The 20,770-nt window shown below is 58.0% G+C and carries 22 protein-coding genes and 1 tRNA gene; 2 read left to right on the top strand and 21 right to left on the bottom strand.

What is annotated here, in order from left to right; all coding sequences use genetic code 11:
- Position 1: 1 nt before the first annotated feature.
- From rlmN to trmJ, 12 genes are all read right to left on the bottom strand, one after another.
- Complete coding sequence (rlmN, locus tag AACY19_RS06420; protein WP_025109218.1) at positions 2–1,150, bottom strand: 23S rRNA (adenine(2503)-C(2))-methyltransferase RlmN; 1,149 nt, start codon at positions 1,148–1,150, stop codon at positions 2–4.
- Positions 1,151–1,178: 28 nt separating this feature from the next.
- Entirely contained in the window at positions 1,179–1,604 is a 426-nt protein-coding gene (gene ndk, locus AACY19_RS06415; protein WP_250606273.1) for a nucleoside-diphosphate kinase, read from the bottom strand.
- Between the two features lie 88 nt (positions 1,605–1,692).
- On the bottom strand, positions 1,693–1,893 hold the full coding sequence (gene iscX, locus AACY19_RS06410) for a Fe-S cluster assembly protein IscX (RefSeq protein WP_008084655.1): 201 nt from the start codon (positions 1,891–1,893) through the stop codon (positions 1,693–1,695).
- A 14-nt stretch (positions 1,894–1,907) separates the two neighbouring features.
- Entirely contained in the window at positions 1,908–2,249 is a 342-nt protein-coding gene (gene fdx, locus AACY19_RS06405; protein ID WP_007916885.1) for an ISC system 2Fe-2S type ferredoxin, read from the bottom strand.
- Positions 2,249–4,114, bottom strand: coding sequence for a Fe-S protein assembly chaperone HscA (gene hscA, locus AACY19_RS06400; protein ID WP_339449057.1), 1,866 nt, complete (start codon positions 4,112–4,114; stop codon positions 2,249–2,251). The genes fdx and hscA overlap by 1 nt, the downstream gene beginning before the upstream one ends.
- A 51-nt stretch (positions 4,115–4,165) precedes the next feature.
- Positions 4,166–4,687 (bottom strand): co-chaperone HscB, encoded by a 522-nt coding sequence (gene hscB / locus AACY19_RS06395; protein WP_339449055.1) that lies wholly within the window; start codon positions 4,685–4,687, stop codon positions 4,166–4,168.
- Positions 4,688–4,695: 8 nt separating this feature from the next.
- Entirely contained in the window at positions 4,696–5,019 is a 324-nt protein-coding gene (gene iscA / locus AACY19_RS06390; protein WP_003227904.1) for an iron-sulfur cluster assembly protein IscA, read from the bottom strand.
- 34 nt (positions 5,020–5,053) lie between these two features.
- Positions 5,054–5,440: a Fe-S cluster assembly scaffold IscU gene (gene iscU, locus AACY19_RS06385; protein ID WP_003227907.1), complete on the bottom strand. Its 387-nt coding sequence runs from the start codon at positions 5,438–5,440 to the stop codon at positions 5,054–5,056.
- Positions 5,441–5,541: 101 nt separating this feature from the next.
- On the bottom strand, positions 5,542–6,756 hold the full coding sequence (locus AACY19_RS06380; protein WP_339449053.1) for an IscS subfamily cysteine desulfurase: 1,215 nt from the start codon (positions 6,754–6,756) through the stop codon (positions 5,542–5,544).
- Between the two features lie 47 nt (positions 6,757–6,803).
- Positions 6,804–7,295, bottom strand: a complete 492-nt coding sequence (gene iscR, locus AACY19_RS06375; RefSeq protein WP_003227911.1) for a Fe-S cluster assembly transcriptional regulator IscR — start codon at positions 7,293–7,295, stop codon at positions 6,804–6,806.
- 238 nt (positions 7,296–7,533) lie between these two features.
- Positions 7,534–8,310: a serine O-acetyltransferase gene (gene cysE, locus AACY19_RS06370; RefSeq protein ID WP_339449052.1), complete on the bottom strand. Its 777-nt coding sequence runs from the start codon at positions 8,308–8,310 to the stop codon at positions 7,534–7,536.
- A 3-nt stretch (positions 8,311–8,313) separates the two neighbouring features.
- A complete protein-coding gene (gene trmJ / locus AACY19_RS06365) occupies positions 8,314–9,084 on the bottom strand; it encodes a tRNA (cytosine(32)/uridine(32)-2'-O)-methyltransferase TrmJ (protein WP_339449051.1) in 771 nt (256 codons plus the stop codon).
- Positions 9,085–9,229: 145 nt separating this feature from the next.
- On the opposite strand from trmJ, the gene suhB reads away from it, so the two are divergent.
- Entirely contained in the window at positions 9,230–10,048 is an 819-nt protein-coding gene (suhB, locus tag AACY19_RS06360) for a type III secretion system regulator SuhB (protein WP_016773320.1), read from the top strand.
- A gap of 248 nt (positions 10,049–10,296) precedes the next feature.
- Here suhB and AACY19_RS06355 read toward each other — a convergent pair whose 3' ends face one another.
- The 6 genes from AACY19_RS06355 to queA all read right to left on the bottom strand — a co-directional run bounded on the left by AACY19_RS06355 (position 10,297) and on the right by queA (position 16,409).
- Positions 10,297–10,845: a glycine zipper 2TM domain-containing protein gene (locus AACY19_RS06355; protein WP_039761427.1), complete on the bottom strand. Its 549-nt coding sequence runs from the start codon at positions 10,843–10,845 to the stop codon at positions 10,297–10,299.
- 121 nt (positions 10,846–10,966) lie between these two features.
- Complete coding sequence (gene secF, locus AACY19_RS06350; protein WP_339449047.1) at positions 10,967–11,881, bottom strand: protein translocase subunit SecF; 915 nt, start codon at positions 11,879–11,881, stop codon at positions 10,967–10,969.
- 9 nt (positions 11,882–11,890) lie between these two features.
- The gene (gene secD, locus AACY19_RS06345) at positions 11,891–13,759 is read right to left on the bottom strand and encodes a protein translocase subunit SecD (protein ID WP_339449045.1); all 1,869 of its coding nucleotides are present in this window, start codon (positions 13,757–13,759) and stop codon (positions 11,891–11,893) included.
- A gap of 64 nt (positions 13,760–13,823) precedes the next feature.
- Positions 13,824–14,162, bottom strand: a complete 339-nt coding sequence (gene yajC / locus AACY19_RS06340) for a preprotein translocase subunit YajC (protein ID WP_339449043.1) — start codon at positions 14,160–14,162, stop codon at positions 13,824–13,826.
- A gap of 43 nt (positions 14,163–14,205) precedes the next feature.
- Entirely contained in the window at positions 14,206–15,321 is a 1,116-nt protein-coding gene (gene tgt / locus AACY19_RS06335; RefSeq protein ID WP_339449041.1) for a tRNA guanosine(34) transglycosylase Tgt, read from the bottom strand.
- A 14-nt stretch (positions 15,322–15,335) separates the two neighbouring features.
- Positions 15,336–16,409, bottom strand: coding sequence for a tRNA preQ1(34) S-adenosylmethionine ribosyltransferase-isomerase QueA (queA, locus tag AACY19_RS06330; protein WP_339449039.1), 1,074 nt, complete (start codon positions 16,407–16,409; stop codon positions 15,336–15,338).
- A gap of 108 nt (positions 16,410–16,517) precedes the next feature.
- Between queA and AACY19_RS06325 the strand changes: the two genes are divergently transcribed.
- Positions 16,518–16,602 (top strand) — tRNA-Leu (locus AACY19_RS06325).
- 908 nt (positions 16,603–17,510) lie between these two features.
- Here the strand turns inward: AACY19_RS06325 and AACY19_RS06315 are convergent.
- From AACY19_RS06315 to AACY19_RS06305, 3 genes are all read right to left on the bottom strand, one after another.
- Positions 17,511–17,768, bottom strand: a complete 258-nt coding sequence (locus tag AACY19_RS06315) for a bacteriocin immunity protein (protein WP_339449037.1) — start codon at positions 17,766–17,768, stop codon at positions 17,511–17,513.
- Positions 17,765–19,102, bottom strand: a complete 1,338-nt coding sequence (locus AACY19_RS06310; RefSeq protein ID WP_339449035.1) for an S-type pyocin domain-containing protein — start codon at positions 19,100–19,102, stop codon at positions 17,765–17,767. Before AACY19_RS06310 ends, AACY19_RS06315 begins: the two co-directional genes overlap by 4 nt.
- A gap of 327 nt (positions 19,103–19,429) precedes the next feature.
- Positions 19,430–20,317 (bottom strand): nucleotide-binding protein, encoded by an 888-nt coding sequence (locus tag AACY19_RS06305; RefSeq protein ID WP_339449033.1) that lies wholly within the window; start codon positions 20,315–20,317, stop codon positions 19,430–19,432.
- Positions 20,318–20,770 lie beyond the last annotated feature (453 nt).

Genomic DNA, 20,770 nt, shown 5'->3' with positions numbered 1-20,770 from the left:
CTTAGTTAGTGTTCGCGGCGTTCTGTGCCAGATCGCTGTCGGCGCTCAACTCGCGCACGGCGATATAACGTTCGCTGCGACGGGTGCGATCCAGCACCTGCCCTACCAGTTGACCACATGCGGCGTCGATGTCTTCACCACGGGTGGTGCGAACAGTGACGTTGAAACCGGCCTGATGCAACTGATCCTGAAAACGACGGATCGCGTTGTTGCTCGGACGCTCGTACCCGGAGTGCGGGAACGGGTTGAACGGAATCAGGTTGATCTTGCACGGGATATCTTTCAGCAGCGCGATCATTTCCACCGCGTGCTCGACCTTGTCGTTGATGTCCTTGAGCAGGGTGTACTCGATGGTCAGCACACGCTTCTCGCCAAGGGCGGACATGTAGCGCTGGCACGATTCGAGCAGCATCTTAAGCGGATATTTCTTGTTGATCGGCACCAATTGGTTACGCAATGCGTCATTCGGTGCGTGCAGGGACAACGCCAGGGACACATCGATGTGCTTGGCCAGCTCATCGATCATTGGCACCACACCCGAGGTGGACAGGGTCACGCGGCGCTTGGAGATCCCATAGCCGAGATCATCCATCATCAGATGCATGGCGGCGACGACGTTGTCGAAGTTCAGCAGCGGCTCACCCATGCCCATCATCACCACGTTGGTGATGGCACGGTCGACGGTTGCCGGGACACTGCCAAAAGATTTGTTGGCGATCCACACCTGGCCGATGACTTCGGCGGCGGTGAGGTTGCTATTGAAGCCTTGCTTGCCGGTGGAGCAGAAACTGCAGTCCAGGGCACAGCCTGCCTGGGACGAAACGCACAAAGTGCCGCGTTTGCCCTGGGGAATGTACACGGTCTCGACGCAGCTGCCGGATGCCACGCGCACCACCCACTTGCGGGTGCCGTCGCTGGAGATATCCTCGCTGACCACTTCCGGACCACGGACCTCGGCAATAGCCTTGAGCTTGTCGCGCAAGGCCTTGCTGACGTTCGTCATGGCGTCGAAATCGTCGACGCCAAAGTGGTGAATCCATTTCATTACCTGACCGGCACGGAAACGCTTCTCCCCGATTGAGTCGAAGAATTTTTCCATTTCCTGTTGAGTCAGACCCAGCAGGTTGGTTTTTACAGTCGATGTAGTCATGGATTCACCTTCACTCTTAAGCCAATGCTTAGCGAGTGGTTACTTCAGTAGCTGCGAAGAAGTACGAGATTTCACGAGCAGCTGCGGCTTCGGAGTCCGAACCGTGAACAGCGTTAGCGTCGATGGAATCAGCGAAGTCAGCGCGGATGGTGCCGGCAGCAGCTTCTTTAGGGTTGGTAGCGCCCATCAGCTCACGGTTCAGAGCGATAGCGTTTTCGCCTTCCAGAACCTGAACAACAACAGGACCGGAGATCATGAAAGCAACCAGGTCGCCGAAGAAACCGCGCTCTTTGTGCTCAGCGTAGAAGCCTTCAGCTTCAGCTTTGGACAGCTGCTTCAGTTTCGAAGCTACAACGCGCAGGCCGGCTTTTTCGAAACGAGTGGTGATTTCGCCGATGACGTTTTTTGCAACAGCGTCAGGCTTGATGATGGAGAAAGTGCGTTGAACAGCCATGGTGTAACTCCAGAAACAGTAATTTGCGAAAAATTAAACCCGCGAATTATACGCGGGTTCTTGGGTATTGCCTAACCTGCGAGGACGATCAGTCCAATTCTTCAGCCCAGAGCGTCTGAACCGCCTCCAACACCTTCTCGCCAACACGGCCAGAGGTATTGTCGAAATCCGGCAGCTCTTTGATCCATTGCTGCAGATCGACGAAATTGACAGAAAACGGATCTACGCCCGGCTTGGCCTCGGCCAGTTCTTCTGCAATACGTTGAACATCATTCCAACCGTAGCTCATGACAGTCTTACCAGTCAGTGCGGCGCTTCAGCCGCATGGTTAAGCGAATATTTCGGGATTTCGACGGTGATGTCTTCTTCACCAACGATGGCCTGGCAAGCCAGACGCGATTGCGCTTCCAGACCCCAGGCACGATCAAGGAAGTCTTCTTCCAGCTCGTCCGCCTCTTCCATCGAGTCGAAACCCTCACGGATGATGCAGTGGCAGGTAGTGCAAGCGCAGACGCCGCCGCAGGCGCTTTCCATCTCGATGTGGTGTTCGTGGGCCAGTTCGAGAATCGAGGTGCCGGGCGCAGCCTCGACGACCATGCCTTCAGGGCAGAACTTCTCGTGGGGCAGAAAAATGACCTGCGGCATCAGATATCCTCGATTTCATTCAGATTGCGCCCTGACAGAGCGGCTTTCACCGTCAGATCCATGCGGCGGGCAGCAAAGGCATCGGTCACTTGCGACAGACGCTTGGTCTGCTGCTCGATGGCGTAACCATCAGTACCTTTCATCAGTTCGACCAGCTCCTGCACCTGCAGGTCTATGACCATGCGCTCTTCGGCGTCGAGCAAGCGCTCGCCATCCGCCTCCAGAGCGCCCTGCACCGCTTCAATCAGGCGCTGGGCATCGACTTGCTGCTCGCGCAGAACGCGGGCGACCTTGTCGTCATTGGCGTGCTGGAACGAATCTTTCAACATCTTGGCGATTTCGCCGTCGGTCAGACCGTAAGACGGCTTGACCTGAATGCTCGCCTCAACGCCCGAACCCAGTTCACGAGCGGAAACGCTGAGCAGGCCGTCGGCATCGACCTGGAAGGTCACGCGAATCTTCGCCGCGCCGGCCACCATTGCTGGAATGCCGCGCAATTCGAAGCGCGCCAGCGAGCGGCAGTCGCTGATCAGCTCACGCTCGCCCTGCAATACGTGGATCGCCATGGCCGACTGGCCGTCTTTATAAGTAGTGAAATCCTGTGCGCGTGCGACGGGGATGGTCGTATTACGCGGAATCACCTTCTCCATCAGCCCGCCCATGGTTTCCAGCCCCAGGGACAGTGGAATCACGTCGAGCAGCAGCAACTCGCCGCCATCGCGCTTGTTGCCAGCCAACGTGTCGGCCTGGATCGCGGCACCAATGGCCACCACTTGATCCGGGTCGATTTCAGTCAACGGCTGACGACCGAAGGCTTCGGCAACAGCTTCGCGAACACGCGGAACGCGAGTCGAACCTCCGACCATGACCACAGCATGCACGTCTTCCAGCCCAACGCCGGAATCACGAACGGCGCGGCGGCAGGCTTTCAGGCTTCGCGCGACCATCGGCTCGATCAGCGCATCGAATGCTTCGCGGGTCAGCGGCGCTTTCCAGTCGCCGTAGGCCACTTCAACACTGGCCGCGTCGGTCAGGGCTTCCTTGGCCGCACAAGCGGTTTGCAGCAGATTGCGTTGTGCGCCCGGATCGAGATCGGCGGACAGGCCCGCGCTCTCGATGATCCAGCCGGCAATCGCGTGATCGAAGTCATCGCCGCCCAGCGCGCTGTCGCCGCCCGTGGCCAGAACTTCGAAAACACCGCCGGTCAGACGCAGAATCGAAATATCGAAGGTACCGCCACCGAGGTCATAAATCGCAACCAGGCCTTCAGCGTGTTGATCCAGACCATACGCCACAGCAGCGGCGGTCGGCTCGTTGAGCAGGCGCAGCACGTTCAGACCGGCGAGTTTCGCCGCATCCTTGGTAGCTTGGCGCTGTGCATCGTCGAAATACGCCGGAACAGTGATCACCGCACCAACCAGTTCGCCACCCAACGTGGCTTCAGCGCGCTGACGCAGCACCTTGAGGATATCGGCGGAGACTTCGACCGGGCTTTTCGGGCCCTGCACGGTGTCGATGAACGGCATGTGCGATTCGCCACCGACAAAGCGGTATGGCAGTTGCTCGCCCAATTGCTTGACGTCGGACAGACCACGACCCATCAAGCGCTTGACCGACAGCACGGTGTTCAAAGGATCGGAGGATGCGGCCAGCCTGGCCGACTCGCCGACTTCGACGCGATCGGCGTGATAACGCACGGCGGACGGCAGGATGACCTGCCCGTTGGCGTCCGCCAGCGGTTCGGAAAGACCACTGCGCAACGCAGCGACCAGCGAATTGGTAGTGCCCAAGTCGATCCCCACAGCCAGACGACGCTGGTGCGGTTGAGGACTTTGGCCGGGTTCGGCGATCTGCAGTAGGGCCATCGTGATCAGGACTTATCTGTATATCAGGCGTGCGACCGGAGCGGCACTGGGTTAATCGTCGAGGCGCTCTTCTAACTGGCGCACTTCGTAGGTGAGCTTGTCGAGGAACTGCATGCGCCGCATCAGGCGTTCGGCCTGTTCGCGTTGCGCCGCATCATCCCAGCAAGCTGCGAAACTTTCGTTGAGTTCTTCCTGAGCCACTTTCAAGCGCCGCTTGAATACCGCGACACCGTCGAGGTCGGCACTGTCCTGGAGGTCTTCGAGTTCTTCGCGCCATTGCATCTGCTGCAGAAGAAACTCGGGATCATGAACAGTGACTTCCATCGGCACTTCATGCCCGCTGATGGTCAGCAGGTAGCGTGCACGCTGAGCCGGGCTCTTGAGCGTCTGATAGGCGTCATTGAGCCGTGCAGACTGCTCGAGCGCCGACCGCTGCTCACGCTCGGAGGCGTCGGCAAAGCGGTCAGGGTGGACACCGCGCGCCAACTCACGGTAGCGCGTGGCCAACTGCTCGAGATCCAGACGGAAACCCGGTTGCAGCTCGAATAAAGCGAAATGACAAGGAGTACCCACGACAAGCCTCAGATGTTGAAGCTTTCGCCGCAGCCACACTCACCGCGCACGTTGGGGTTGTTGAACTTGAAGCCTTCGTTCAACCCTTCCTTGACGAAATCGAGCTCGGTGCCGTCCAGGTAGGCCAGACTTTTCGGGTCGATGATCACTTTTTCGCCGTGACTCTCGAACACCTGATCCTCTGCAACCACCTCGTCGACAAACTCCAGCACGTAGGCAAGGCCGGAACAGCCTGTGGTGCGAACACCCAGACGAATCCCTTCACCTTTGCCGCGCCCGTCGAGGGAGCGCCGCACGTGTCGAGCAGCCGCTTCTGTCATGCTGATAGCCATCGGTGACTCCTTACTCGTCGCCAAATCCAGAAAGTCAGATCAAGCCTTTCTTCTGCTTGTAATCGCGAACAGCCGCTTTGATAGCGTCTTCAGCCAGTACCGAGCAGTGAATCTTCACTGGCGGCAAGGCCAGCTCTTCGGCCAACTGAGTGTTCTTGATGGTCTCGGCTTCGTCCAGGGTCTTGCCTTTCATCCACTCGGTGGCGAGGGAGCTGGAAGCGATGGCCGAACCGCAGCCGTAGGTCTTGAACTTGGCGTCTTCGATAACGCCCTGATCGTTGACCTTGATCTGCAGACGCATCACGTCGCCGCATGCCGGAGCGCCAACCATGCCGGTGCCGACATCAGGATCTTCCGCGTTCATCTTGCCGACGTTGCGCGGGTTTTCGTAGTGGTCGATGACCTTTTCGCTGTAAGCCATGATTCTCAATCCTCACTCATCAGGGCCGCTCTTGAGGCCCTGCAACTGCGCTGCGTAAACCGCCGCGTCGCTACAGGACCTGTATCCGGCGGCTTCTATATTTAGTGTGCCGCCCACTCGATTTTCGAGATATCGACGCCGTCTTTGTACATGTCCCACAGCGGCGACAGAGCGCGCAGCTTGGTAACGGCCTCGCAGACTTTCTGCGCGGCGTAGTCGATTTCTTCTTCGGTAGTGAAACGGCCGAAGGTGAAGCGAATCGAGCTGTGTGCCAGCTCGTCGTTGCGGCCAAGAGCGCGCAGTACGTAAGAAGGCTCCAGCGACGCCGAGGTGCATGCCGAACCGGACGATACCGCCAGATCCTTGAGCGCCATGATCAGCGACTCGCCTTCAACGTAGTTGAAGCTCAGGTTCAGGTTGTGCGGAACGCGGGCGGTCAGGCTGCCGTTGACGTACAGCTCTTCCAGGTGCTCGACCTGCTTGTAGAAGCGGTCGCTCAGGGCTTTGATGCGGACGTTTTCCGCAGCCATGTCTTCCTTGGCTACGCGGAAAGCTTCACCCATGCCGACGATCTGATGAGTCGCCAGAGTACCGGAACGCATGCCACGCTCGTGACCGCCGCCGTGCATGGTCGCTTCGATGCGCACACGCGGCTTGCGGCTGACGTACAGCGCGCCGATGCCTTTAGGGCCGTAGGTCTTGTGGGCGGAGAACGACATCATGTCGACTTTCAGCTTCTGCAGGTCGATCTCGACCTTGCCAGTGGACTGAGCGGCGTCGACGTGGAACAAAATGCCCTTGGAACGGAGCAGTTCGCCAATCGCTGAGATGTCGTTGATGGTGCCGATTTCGTTGTTCACGTGCATCACGGAGACCAGGATGGTGTCTTCGCGCAGTGCAGCTTCAATCATGGCCGGAGTGATCAGACCGTCTTCGGTCGGCTCGAGGTAAGTGACCTCGAAGCCTTCACGCTCCAGCTGGCGCATGGTGTCGAGGACAGCCTTGTGCTCGATCTTGGAGGTGATCAGGTGCTTGCCCTTGGAGGCGTAGAAATGTGCCGCACCCTTGATAGCCAGGTTATCGGACTCGGTGGCACCGGAGGTCCAGACGATTTCGCGCGGGTCGGCGTTGACCAGATCGGCCACCTGACGACGGGCGTTTTCGACAGACTCTTCAGCTTTCCAGCCGAACACGTGGGAACGGGACGCCGGGTTACCGAAGTTTCCGTCGACCAGCAGGCATTCACTCATTTTCTGCGCAACGCGCGGATCGACCGGGGTGGTCGCAGAGTAATCAAGGTAAATCGGCAATTTCATGGACTATCTCCTAAATCAGGGCTGGCGTACCGCTAGCTCTTCGGCTGTCATTCGACGGCGGACGCTTCAATCTTGTCCAGGCGTGGCGCCTTGCTGTTGCAACGACGCTGGTCCTGACGCTGGGCTACTTCTTGCACCTCACGGCGAGTTACAAGATCAGCCAAGCTGATACCACTTAGAAATTCGTGAATCTGCAGGCTCAAGTCGCACCACAGATGATGGGTCAGGCATGTATCGCCGGAATGGCAATCGCCCTGGCCTTGGCATTTGGTGGCGTCGACAGATTCGTTTACCGCATCGATCACCTGTGCGACCTGGATACCCTGCATGTCGCGGGACAGCTGGTAGCCGCCACCCGGGCCGCGAACGCTGGAAACCAGGTTGCTGCGGCGCAGCTTGGCGAACAGCTGCTCGAGGTAGGACAGGGAGATGCCTTGGCGCTCGGAGATATCGGCCAGGGACACGGGCCCGTGCTGCGCGTGCAACGCCAGGTCAAGCATGGCGGTCACGGCGTATCGGCCTTTTGTAGTCAGTCGCATGGACAGTTACCACGGAGTTCAGAATGGGGCGAGTATGCAATTCCCGAGTATTTAAGTCAACTTTAAGACCTAGTACTTTAGTCAGGATTACCCGCAAAAGAGCGCGCGCATCATAGCAAAGGCTGGCGGCGTACAGCCAGCGCTACCGCGCTATCGTTCTTCGCGAGCAAGCTCGCCCCCCACAGAGGATTGCATTCCAATGTGGGAGCGAGCCTGCTCGCGAAGGCAGCGCTGCGGTTTAGCCGGCCTTGGACTCGTCTTTGCCTTTGACGCAGGCGAAGTCTTCTTCACGCAGTTCTGGCAGATCTTTCGCACAATAATTGCTGCCCAGATCCTTCAACGCACCACATACCCCCTCCAGTCGTCCGTCCACCGCTTGCAGGTGGTCGAGCAACTGACCGATGGCGCGCGCCACCGGATCAGGCATGTCTTCGCTGACACCATAGGCATCGAAGCCGATTTTTTCGGCCATCGCCTTGCGCTTGGCATCCTGCTCGTCATCGGACTTGACGATGATCCGTCCCGGAATACCGACAACCGTCGCGCCCGGCGGCACTTCCTTGGTCACCACCGCGTTAGAGCCGACCTTGGCACCCGCACCAACAGTGAACGGCCCCAGCACCTTGGCGCCAGCACCCACCACCACGCCATCACCCAGCGTCGGGTGGCGCTTGCCTTTGTTCCAACTGGTGCCACCGAGGGTTACGCCCTGATAAATGGTCACGTCATCACCGATTTCAGCGGTTTCACCGATGACGATGCCCATGCCATGGTCGATAAAAAAGCGTCGCCCCACCTTGGCCCCCGGATGAATCTCGATCCCGGTTAACCAGCGACCGAAGTTCGATACCAGGCGCGCCAGCCATTTCAGTTCGTTGCGCCACAACATGCCGGCCAATCGATGAATCCAGATCGCATGCATGCCGGGGTAGCAAGTCAGGACTTCAAAAGCGTTACGCGCCGCCGGATCTCGATGGAATACGCTCTGGATATCTTCACGCAAACGCTCAAACATCATTTAGTCCTTCCGCTTAAGAAGCTCACCACGGGCCGCTTTTTGGGTTTCCGTGAGGATGCCACGCAAAATATTCATTTCCGCCCGGCTGACCGAGCTGCGTCCATACAACCGGCGCAGACGCGCCATCAAGTGCCGCGGTTTTTCCGGATCGAGGAATTCGATGGCGACCAGCGTCTGCTGCAGGTGCTCATAGAATCGCTCCAGCTCATCCATGGTCGCCAGTTCGGCACTTTTCACCGAGGCCACTTCTTCTTTCTCGATCTTGCTCGGCTGACCTTGTGCAGCCAGCCAGGCCATGCGCACTTCATAGCTCAACACCTGCACCGCCGCACCGAGGTTCAGCGAACTGAACTCAGGGTCGGAGGGGATGTGCACGTGAAAGTGACATCGCTGCAGCTCGTCATTGGTCAGGCCGGAATCTTCACGACCGAACACCAAGGCGATTTCCGCGCCCTGTCCGGCTTCCTCGACCACTTTGGTCCCGCATTCGCGCGGGTCCAGCAGCGGCCAGGGGATACGGCGGTCACGGGCGCTGGTGCCGAGCACCAGATTGCAACCGACCAAGGCATCTTCAAGAGTGGCGACGACTTGCGCGTTTTCAAGGATGTCACCGGCACCGGAAGCGCGGGCATCGGCTTCGTGATGCGGGAAAACCCGCGGCTCGACCAGCACCAATCGCGACAGACCCATGTTTTTCATGGCGCGCGCGGTCCCGCCGATATTGCCGGGGTGGCTGGTATTGACCAGGACGACACGAATATTCTGCAGCAAGGGAGGCGCTCTCGGACACAGGAAAGGGGTGCAAATCTTACAGAACAGCCTACCGTTAAGCTATGAAAGCGAACAGCGTCCTTCACCTGAAGAAAAGTTCTGATAGAATGCGCGGCTTTCTTTAACAACCTTAGGTGACACATCCATGCAGCCCATGCTGAATATCGCGCTGCGCGCCGCCCGCAGCGCCAGTGAACTGATCTTCCGCTCCATCGAGCGCCTGGATACCATCAAGGTCGACGAAAAAGACGCCAAGGATTATGTATCCGAGGTTGATCGCGCCGCCGAACAGAAAATCATCGATGCTCTGCGCAAGGCTTACCCGAATCACTCGATCCAGGGTGAAGAGACTGGCCTGCACGCCGGCACCGGCATTGAAGGCGAAGAATACCTGTGGATCATTGATCCACTGGACGGCACCACCAACTTCCTGCGCGGCATTCCTCACTTCGCTGTCAGCATTGCCTGTAAGTACCGTGGCCGCCTGGAGCACGCAGTGGTTCTGGACCCGGTTCGCCAGGAAGAATTCACCGCCAGCCGTGGTCGCGGCGCTCAACTGAACGGTCGTCGCCTGCGCGTCAGTGGTCGCACCAGCCTCGACGGCGCCTTGCTGGGCACCGGCTTCCCGTTCCGTGACGACCAGATGGACAACCTCGACAACTACCTGGGCATGTTCCGCGCCCTGGTTGGCCAGACTGCCGGCATCCGCCGCGCCGGTTCGGCGAGCCTGGACCTGGCCTATGTTGCTGCCGGTCGTTTCGATGCATTCTGGGAGTCGGGCCTGTCCGAGTGGGACATGGCTGCAGGCGCCCTGCTGATTCAAGAAGCTGGCGGCCTGGTGAGCGACTTCACTGGCGGTCACGACTTCCTTGAAAAAGGCCACATCGTTGCCGGCAACACCAAATGCTTCAAGGCAGTGCTGACGGCGATCCAGCCGCACCTGCCAGCTTCACTGAAGCGCTAAGCGACACGCGAAACGAAAAAAGCACCCTGCGGGGTGCTTTTTTTTGCCTGCGATTCAAGCCTCCCGCCTAACTCACTGTGGGAGCGGGCTTGCTCGCGAATGCGGTTTATCATTCTGAATAGATGCCAGCTGATCCACCGCTTTCGCGAGCAAGCCCGCTCCCACATTGGGATTGTGGTGTTCTGCCGGATAAATTGCGGGCACAAAAAAGCACCCCGCAGGGTGCTTCTTGTTAAAACAGTCGGTCCTTACTGACCCGGCTCATTCTGCGACAGAATCAGCTTGCCTTCCTTGTCGACCGGAATCTGGTTGCCCGGATCGCGATCCATCCGCACTTTGCCTTCCTTGCCATCCAGCGAGTAACGCACGTCGTAACCCACAACCTTGTCGCTGATGTCATTCACTGTGTTACAGCGAGTCTGCGTAGTGGTGTAGGTGTCGCGGTTCTGCATGCCTTCCTGCACCTTGTTACCGGCATAACCGCCACCGACCGCACCAGCCACCGTGGCAATCTTCTTGCCGGTACCGCCGCCGACCTGGTTACCCAACAACCCCCCGGCGACTGCACCAATGGCAGTGCCCAGGATCTGGTGCTGATCCTTGACCGGTGCCTGACGAGTCACCGTTACGTCCTTGCATACTTCACGCGGAGTCTTGATCTGTGTTTTGACCGGTTCTACGGCCAGCACTTGCGCATACTCAGGGCCGCTTTTAACCAGGCTGTAGGTGGCAACAGCACCCCCGGCAGTCACACCGACAGCACCCAATACCGCACCAACCAGTAACGACTTGTTCACATGAACCTCCTGACCATCACATGCGGGACAGGCCCGCGCTTCTCCCAGCCTTGGAGCATAAAAAAAGGCGCGAGTTCAACTCGCGCCTTTCCTGGACTGATAACCGGGAGAGCGATGGCCGTTATGGACGGTCGTCGACTTCCTTCTCGGTGTTGGCCGGAGGAATCAGATCCTCAGTGGTCAGGTTCAGCCAGATCAACACCACGTTGGCGATGTAGATCGACGAGTAAGTACCCGCCAGAACGCCGATGAACAGCGCGATGGAGAAGCCGAACAGGTTATCACCGCCGAAGAACAGCAGCGCCGCGATTGCCAGCAAGGTGGAGATCGACGTCGCCATGGTCCGCAACAGGGTCTGAGTGGTCGAGATGTTGATGTTCTCGATCAGCGAAGCCTTGCGCAGAACACGGAAGTTCTCACGAACCCGGTCGAATACCACGATGGTGTCGTTCAGCGAGTAACCGATGATCGCCAGCACTGCCGCCAGCACCGTCAGGTCGAAGGTGACCTGGAAGAACGACAGGATACCGATGGTCACGATCACGTCGTGGATCAGCGACACAATGGCGCCGACCGCGAATTTCCACTGAAAGCGGAAAGCCAGGTAGATCAGGATGCCGCCGAGGGCCAGCAGCATGCCAAGGCCGCCCTGGTCGCGCAGCTCCTCACCGACCTGCGGGCCGACGAACTCGACACGCTTGACCGTCGCAGGGTTGTCACCACCGACTTTCTGCAGCGCGTCCGCCACCTGATGACCCAACTGCGGATCTTCACCCGGCATACGCACCAGCAGGTCGGTAGTCGCGCCAAAGTTCTGCACGATGGCTTCGTGGTAACCCGACGTCACCAGTTGCTCACGTACTTTGGTGACGTCGGCCGGACGCTCGTAGGTCAGCTCGATGAGCGTACCGCCGGTGAAGTCCAGGCCCCAGTTCATGCCCTTGGTAGCGACACTGAACAAAGCCAGCAAGGTGAGGAATACTGTGACGCCGAACGCGAGGTTGCGAACGCCCATGAAGTTGATTGTACGTAACATGGCAGCCCCTTAAATCCACAACTTCTTGAAGTCACGTCCGCCAAAGATCAGGTTGACCATTGCGCGGGTCACCAGGATGGCCGTGAACATCGAGGTAAAGATCCCGAGGGACATGGTCACTGCAAAACCTTTGACCGGGCCGGTGCCCATGGCAAAGAGAATCCCGCCGACCAACAAGGTCGTCAGGTTGGCGTCGAGAATCGCAGTGAATGCCCGGCCGAAGCCTTCGTTGATTGCACGCTGTACAGTCATGCCGGCGGCGATCTCTTCACGAATCCGCGAGAAGATCAGCACGTTGGCGTCGACCGCCATCCCCATGGTCAGCACGATACCGGCGATACCCGGCAGGGTCAGCGTTGCGCCCAGCAGCGACATCAGCGCCAGCAGCAACACCATGTTTACCGCCAGCGCGACGGTGGCGATGATGCCGAAGAAGCGGTAAATGGCGATGATGAACAGCGACACGAACAGCATGCCCCACAGCGACGCATCGATACCTTTGGTGATGTTGTCAGCACCCAGGCTCGGGCCGATTGTGCGCTCTTCAGCGAAGTACATCGGCGCCGCCAGACCACCGGCACGCAGCAGCAGCGCCAGTTCGGACGATTCGCCCTGACCGTTCAGGCCAGTGATGCGGAACTGAGCACCCAGCGGCGACTGGATGGTCGCCAGACTGATGATCTTCTTCTCTTCCTTGAACGTTTGCACCGCAACGTCTTTCTCGACGCCATTCACCATTTGCTTGGTGTAGGTGGTGACCGGACGCTGCTCGATGAAGATCACCGCCATGCTGCGACCAACGTTCGAACGGGTCGCGCGGCTCATCAGCTCGCCACCGTGACCATCCAGACGGATGTTCACTTCAGGTGTGCCGTGCTCGCCGAAACCGGCCTTGGCGTCGGTCACCTGGTCACCGGTGATGATCAGACCACGCTCGATCTGTGCTGGCGGACGCTTGCCTTCACGGAACTCGAAGGATTCGGAAGTGGCTTTCGAAGCACCCGGCTCTGCAGCCAGACGGAACTCAAGGTTGGCCGTCTTGCCGAGGATACGCTTGGCTTCGGCAGTGTCCTGCACGCCCGGCAGCTCAACCACGATGCGGTTGGCGCCCTGACGCTGGACGATCGGTTCGGCAACACCCAGCTCGTTGACGCGGTTACGTACCGTGGTCAAGTTCTGCTTGATGGAGTATTCACGGATTTCCGCCAGCTTGGCCGGGGTCATCGCCAGACGCAGCACCGGTTGACCGTTGAGGTCGGCCGGAACAATGTCGAAATCGTTGAAATTCTTGCGGATCAGTGCACGGGCCTGTTCGCGGGAGTCTTCATCGCTGAAGCCCAACTGAATGGCACCGCCCAGTTGCGGCAGACTGCGATAGCGCAGTTTCTCTTTGCGCAGCAGGCTCTTGACGTCGCCTTCGTAGACTTTCAGGCGTGCATCGAGGGCTTTGTCCATGTCCACTTCCAGCAGGAAGTGCACACCACCGGACAAGTCCAGACCCAGCTTCATCGGATGAGCACCCAGATTGCGCAGCCATTGCGGGGTGGTCTGTGCCAGGTTCAGCGCGACAACGTAGTCATCACCCAATGCCTTGCGCACAACGTCCTTGGCCGGCAGCTGGTCTTCAGCCTTGCTCAGACGGATCAGACCGCCCTTGCCGTTGGCTGCCAGAGTGGCCGCCTTGACGTTGATCCCGGACTCTTTGAGCGCGGTGCTTACGCGATCCAGATCGGCCTGATTGACCTGCAGGGCCGTGCTGGCGCCGCTGATCTGAATCGCCGGGTCATCGGGGTATAGATTGGGAGCGGAATAAACCAGACCGATCGCCAGCACCGCCAGGATCAGAATGTATTTCCACAGAGGGTATTTGTTCAGCATCACGCCGCCCGTTATGAACGCGGGGCGCCTTGCGCGCCCCGTCGATTGAGTAGAAGTTGTTGCTTTAGATCGCTTTCAGCGTGCCTTTTGGCAGCGTGGCGGCGATGGCGCCTTTCTGGAACTTCATTTCCACGGTGTCGGAAACTTCCAGAACCACGAAGTCATCGGCCACTTTGGTGATCTTGCCGGCGATGCCGCCAGTGGTCACAACTTCGTCGCCTTTCTGCAGGCTGCTCAGCAGGTTCTTCTGCTCTTTGGCGCGCTTGGCCTGTGGACGCCAGATCATCAGGTAGAAGATGACCAGGAAGCCGACCAGGAAAATCCACTCGAAGCCGCCACCCATTGGGGTTGCAGCAGCCGGTGCAGCTGCGTCAGCCATGGCGTTAGAGATAAAAAAGCTCATTTAGCACTCCAGTTGCAAATGTTGAATCTTAGGGTCAGAAAACTCAGTCCAAAGGCGGAACGGGGAGCCCGCGCTTGGCGTAGAAGGCATCGACAAAGGCGGCCAATGTACCCTGTTGAATAGCCTCGCGCAAACCAGCCATCAGCACCTGATAATGGCGCAAGTTATGGATGGTATTGAGCATGCTTCCCAGCATTTCGCCGCACTTGTCCAGGTGATGCAGATAAGCGCGGGAGAAGTTCTGGCAGGTATAGCAATCGCAGGTCGGATCCAGCGGCGAATCATCATGGCGATGGAACGCGTTACGGATCTTCAGCACGCCTGTATCAATGAACAGATGCCCATTGCGGGCATTACGGGTTGGCATCACGCAATCGAACATGTCCACACCGCGGCGCACACCCTCAACCAGATCTTCGGGTTTGCCAACGCCCATAAGGTAACGAGGTTTGTCAGCCGGCATCATGCCCGGCAGATAATCCAGCACCTTGATCATCTCGTGCTTCGGCTCACCCACCGACAGACCACCAATGGCCAGGCCATCGAAGCCAATCTTGTCGAGGCCTTCCAGCGAGCGCATGCGCAGATCCTGGTGCATGCCGCCCTGAACGATACCGAACAGCGCCGCCGTGTTGTCACCGTGGGCATTTTTCGAACGCTGGGCCCAACGCAGAGACAGCTCCATCGACACGCGCGCGACATCTTCGTCGGCCGGATACGGCGTGCACTCGTCGAAAATCATCACGATGTCGGAGCCGAGATCGCGCTGCACCTGCATCGATTCTTCAGGGCCCATGAACACTTTGGCGCCGTCGACCGGAGAGGCGAAGGTCACGCCCTCCTCCTTGATCTTGCGCATCGCGCCGAGGCTGAATACCTGGAAGCCGCCGGAGTCGGTGAGGATCGGGCCTTTCCACTGCATGAAATCGTGCAGGTCGCCGTGTTCCTTGATCACTTGGGTGCCGGGACGCAGCCACAGGTGGAAGGTGTTGCCCAGAATGATTTCCGCGCCGGTGGCAACGATGTCACGCGGCAACATGCCCTTGACCGTGCCGTAAGTGCCCACTGGCATGAACGCCGGGGTCTCGACGGTGCCACGGGGAAAGGTCAGGCGACCACGACGAGCCTTGCCATCGGTGGCCAGGAGCTCAAAGGACATGCGACATTCGCGACTCATTCTGTTTCCTCTGGGCCGATTGATTCAGGGGCAGTAGGGGCAGTAGGGGCAGGATTACGAGTGATGAACATCGCATCACCGTAGCTGAAAAAGCGGTAGCCGTTATCGACGGCAGCTTTATAGGCAGCCATGGTTTCGGGATAACCGGCGAACGCCGAAACCAGCATCAACAGCGTGGATTCCGGCAAATGGAAATTGGTCACCAGGGCATCGACCACATGGAACGGCCGGCCCGGGAAGATAAAGATATCGGTGTCGCCACTGAACGGCTTGAGCACACCATCGCGCGCGGCACTTTCCAGCGAACGCACGCTGGTGGTACCGACGGCAATCACGCGACCGCCGCGTGCACGGCACGCTGCCACGGCATCAACCACATCCTGGCCAACTTCCAGCCACTCGGTGTGCATGTGGTGATCTTCAAGCTTCTCGACGCGCACCGGCTGGAACGTACCCGCGCCCACATGCAGCGTGACGAACGTGGTTTCGACGCCTTTGGCGGCAATCGCTTCCATCAGCGACTGATCGAAATGCAGCCCCGCCGTCGGCGCCGCCACCGCGCCCAGGCGCTCGGCGTACACGGTCTGATAACGCTCGCGATCCGAGCCTTCATCCGGGCGGTCTATATAAGGAGGCAACGGCATATGCCCGACGCGGTCGAGCAGCGGCAGCACTTCTTCAGCGAAGCCCAGTTCGAACAGCGCATCGTGACGCGCGAGCATTTCTGCTTCACCGCCGCCGTCGATAAGAATTTTCGAACCCGGCTTCGGCGACTTGCTGGAGCGCACATGGGCCAGTACGCGATGCGAATCGAGCACCCGCTCGATGAGGATTTCCAGCTTGCCGCCGGACGCTTTCTGCCCGAACAGCCGCGCCGGAATCACCCGGGTATTGTTGAACACCATCAAATCGCCCGGGCGCAAATGCTCGAGCAAATCAGTGAATTGACGGTGTGCGAGGGCGCCGCTCGGCCCGTCAAGGGTCAGCAGGCGACTACCGCGACGCTCGGCCAAAGGGTGGCGGGCGATCAGCGAATCAGGGAGCTCAAAAGTAAAGTCAGCAACGCGCATGATGGGGTTCGTCTAGCAGGGCCGGAAAGTCTAGCGGAAATATCGAAAATAGACCATGAAACGTGATTGACCAACGGTAATCTCATCTCTATACTTCGCCGCCATTGAGCCCTGATGGCGGAATTGGTAGACGCGGCGGATTCAAAATCCGTTTTCGAAAGGAGTGGGAGTTCGAGTCTCCCTCGGGGCACCAAAATTAGAAAAGGTCTTGCTTAGCAAGGCCTTTTTTTTCGTCTGCAACAAAGCTCCATCTTCACTCATTGGGCGCCTGCTCACCGGCATTGAGACCGGCTGCGCGATAAACCTGGCGGAGTATTGATCGCTAGAAGCGAAGAATTCCAAACCCCAACCACACGTTCAAAGTCTGCTGGCGATTTCGCCCCACATATAGTCGTAGATGTATTTCAGCCAACAGACCAGCAACTTGCCGAACAGCCTGGGAAACCAATTACGCTGCCGCGCCGCTAGCCTTTCCTCCTATCTCGGGCCTGAGCCAATCAGGGTCAAAACCTGTCCAGACAGTTGGCAAGACCGCTGCAATGTTGGTAAAGCACAACAGCGCTATTTCTGAATAAAAATCTCGTAGAGCACCGCAGGTTCGACGCCTTTGAGCTGGCGTGCGATGTAATCGTAATCAGTGGGAAAATGGTTGAACGGCTCGGACAGTACAACTTTGACGTTCGTCAGTCGTGGCTCAGTCAGAAAATGTTCCAGTGGGAAAACTCCTCCAGCTCCTGATCCAGCGAGTCCGCCACCAGTCCTCCCGCAGCGCCTCCGACGACTGACCCTATTGGCTTAATCTCTATCTGCATCGCAGCTTTGTACCCAAAATCGTCCAGTTTGCGACTCGTGACGAACTACGCGCCAACTTCCCGCTGACCCGCGTAAAGCCGATCATCCTGAATTTCACTTGCCCGGTATGCATTCGGACATTGGCGGCGGTTACTACCCTGAGTCTGAAGAGCTCCTGCTGAAACTTCGCGCTCAAACGCACGATCTCGGATTTTTCCGTCGGTTTGACGAAGCCAGTTGCAGGAGGCATCAACGCGTTGCTGGGCCCTTTTTAGTTATTCTTTCCTCCAATAGCGCCCTTCCCGTTCCTTACTCTTTTAAGCCTCGCAAACCCTGTGATGCCCGCCAAGCTTTGACGGTTTCGAGAATGCCTTTCGGCGAATCGTCCTCGCCATCTTCTGGATAATAAATCCAGTCAGAGGCGGCAGGATTGCCAGTTACCTCAATGAAATTTTCCAGCAACTCGTCCTGATAATCTTCGGTGCCCGCGGCGCTGCAGATCTCTTTGATCAGTTCGAGAAACTCGCTCTCCGAGTATTCGGAAAGGCTGCTTTTGAGTGCGATCATTTCGAGCTCCGGTGTGTATCAATATGGTGTTTGGGTGTCATAGCGCTGAGGTTGTCGACATCGTAAACCTCGCCACCTTCAGAAACTGGAATCCCGTGGTGAAGCTCGAAGGATCGGCGCTTACCCACGGTATCGATCGCCCGTGCTCGGGGCGCCATACCTTCAAGCATTCGGGCTTTATTGCTGTCGTTGAATTGGCTGGCGAGCTCCGCATCGTTCCCTACCGCGATCCAGAATGCCTTTCTGAAAGCATCGAAGCTGCTGAAGCTTTTTCCCCTCAGATGATCCGCGATTCGCGTCGGCACAGGCGACCCCAGACCGACGCTAGCGCCGGCGAGCCAGATACCTGTAACGTCTGTTCCCTGCCCGGTAACGGTGCCTGGGTTGAGGCGCACATTCATCACAATGTACAGCGGCTGCACACCTGAATCAGCCGGGAATACGAGAATGAAGTCTTTGTATTGGTCGGGGTAGATCGGGCTGACGATTATGCTATCGGCCTGTTCGGTAGGCGGGTAAATCCAGATCTGCGGCGCTTGAGGTGCGCCCTCTAATGGCGGGATTCCAGAGGTACTCGAGGGATCAGCCGCCGGCGTCCAGATGAGGGTTACGCCGTCGCCTAAGTCGGCAACCTGCTGCGATCCTTGCTGGACAAATTGCACGACGGGAATCATTTCCCAATCACTGCGCTTCTGGGTGTTGTACCCGTAACCCTTCAGTGTTCCGTCATCCTGCTGCTCAACGTGTAGGCGGACGCGAGTACGGGCCTTCTCCAGCGACTGAAGCTGATCTTCCGTGTAGAGGGAGCTGTCACCAAGGTTCGACGGCCACAGTAGAGCGACTATCCCCGCCAATGTACCAGCGGCCACACCGGCTGTAAGAACGCCGGTACCACCAGCAGCCCCCGTTGCAGCAGAGCCGGTTGCAACACTTGCACCTCCAGCAGCACTGGCCGTACACAGCCCGCCACAAGAGGCAGCCGCGGCGCCCGCGCCACCCAATAGGAGAGTTCCCAGGGTGGCGGGTAAGGCATTCCCGCTGATTTTTTTCAGTGGGATATTTCCTGCGGCATCAGTCTCGCGACCGCCGAGGAGAGAGAACTCTCCGTAGTTGGCAAGGCTCTCGACGGGGATAAATCCGGCAGGCTTCTTGTGATCGATCACACCGTCCGCGAGATCGCAGCTCTTGGCGAATACACAGCCTTTGCTGGCAGGTTTCGTCTCGTTCTTCGTCGGGAGGTCTTTGTATTCAGCCCAGCGCTGGGCGTGTATATCGACGGGCTCGGAGCCGCTATTGCGGTAACCCTTCGGTGGGTTGGGGACGTATCCACTCATTCCTTGATTCCTGAATCCTTTTCATCCGGAAAGACAGCATGGTGCAGGCGAAACACTACGGTGAGCAGCAAGGCGGGCCGCCGAGCCAGCAAATTTGCACGGTAATAATCTCGATGAGAGAGGATAACCGCTGAGGTGAGTTAGTCGAGTGATGGCATATAGCCAAACCGAGGAAAAATCCGTCCCACGCGCCGACATCTAAACACTGGCGGCTTTCGGCTCAATATGACGGCCGGGGGAGTCTGTTTTCGGCCATAAGCGGTCACCAAACAGGTTTGCTTGCCACTCATCAATGGAAGGCTGACAAGGAAGAAAGTAGAAGCTGGCTTACCCCCGCATGACCTTGTTCCAATCGATTTCATGACCGGCGGCTTCAAGCTCACGGCCCAAGGCTTGTTTCCAGCTATTACCCTCCATGGACTCCCACACCACACCAGCAAAATCACTAGGAATCTCCAGAGTGCCGCGTTTCAACGCACAGACCTTGGCGCGGCCTAAACGGCCCAGAAAATAGCCCAACTCCAGCAGGACGTTCTGCCGGGCTCGCGGCTCCGGCTTGCCACCCTTGGCGCAACCCTCGTCGTCCGGCGTCAGCAGCACCACGGCAAAATCCACTTGTCCATGTGCTTCGACCTTCTCCATGACCGTACGGCCCTGGTTGGCCTGCTCGTGCAGAATGATCGGCTCAAAGCCCAGCTGCATCAAAAATCGAGCCACAGTCTCGCGTGCGCCTTCATCATGGCCATGCACTACAAATACGCGGCGTGATAACGCTGGCTTCACATTGTCTAGGTCGGTAGAAGAAACAGGAATCGCCGCATGATCGTGGTCTGCGAGGTCTTCCCTAAGCGTTCGCTGCGCCTCTGCAAGCATTAGGAGTGATTGCTGGATATTTTCCTGAGTGCCAGTCACGTAATGATGCCTAAGCGGGTAGTCAGATGAGTAATACCCTGGGAAGAAGTGCAGGTCTGCTGCGGATGAGAGGCGGTAATAAACCGAGGTGTTTTCACCAAAGCATCGCTCTAGGGTGTCTTGAATTGACGTTGCGAGGGCGGTCAGTTTTGGTGAGTCTCCCTCACCATTGAGTTCTGATACATCAAAACCTTCCAACTCGGTTATGCGATCTTGAAGGCGCTGAATCCCCCGCTGTATTTGGTCTGGGGTCAATTTCAGTTTGGGAGCGACGGTAGTGGTGGAAGGTTTAGCGCGGGCCATCTGCGTGAGTCCTTTTTGTTCTACATGTGATAAAGGACATTATCACTTATAGGCAAGGATAGCGGTGACTGCCTTGGTTACCTGCCGCAACCGCCAGCTCTGGGTCGATGCGGCCCTTCCTCATGGGCAGCTAGCGACCCACAGCTGGCGGTTGCGGCAGAATTCGGCCATAAGCGGTAAGCCCCGGCCGTCAGCTTTCGGCCAGAAGCGGGGGATCAAGACGACCGCCTTGGTTAGAACGGAAAAAAAAGTCGTCGCCGAATCGGACGACGCAAATTCCCGTACTTGAGATCGACATCTAGGATCACCGATCTGTTGTGGGGACTTTATCGCTGCTTAATTGCACGGACAGATTTACGCAACATGTCGGCATAGGAAGGTCCAGCACCGCATTCAATAGCTAGTTTAAAAAACTCATCCGCCGCAACGTGAGGGTCTAAGTCGTTTGATCGT

The organism is Pseudomonas sp. EA_5y_Pfl2_R50 (assembly GCF_963970475.1).
In the GTDB taxonomy this organism is placed as follows: Bacteria; Pseudomonadota; Gammaproteobacteria; order Pseudomonadales; family Pseudomonadaceae; genus Aquipseudomonas.
This window is presented reverse-complemented; position numbering and strand designations above follow the sequence as displayed.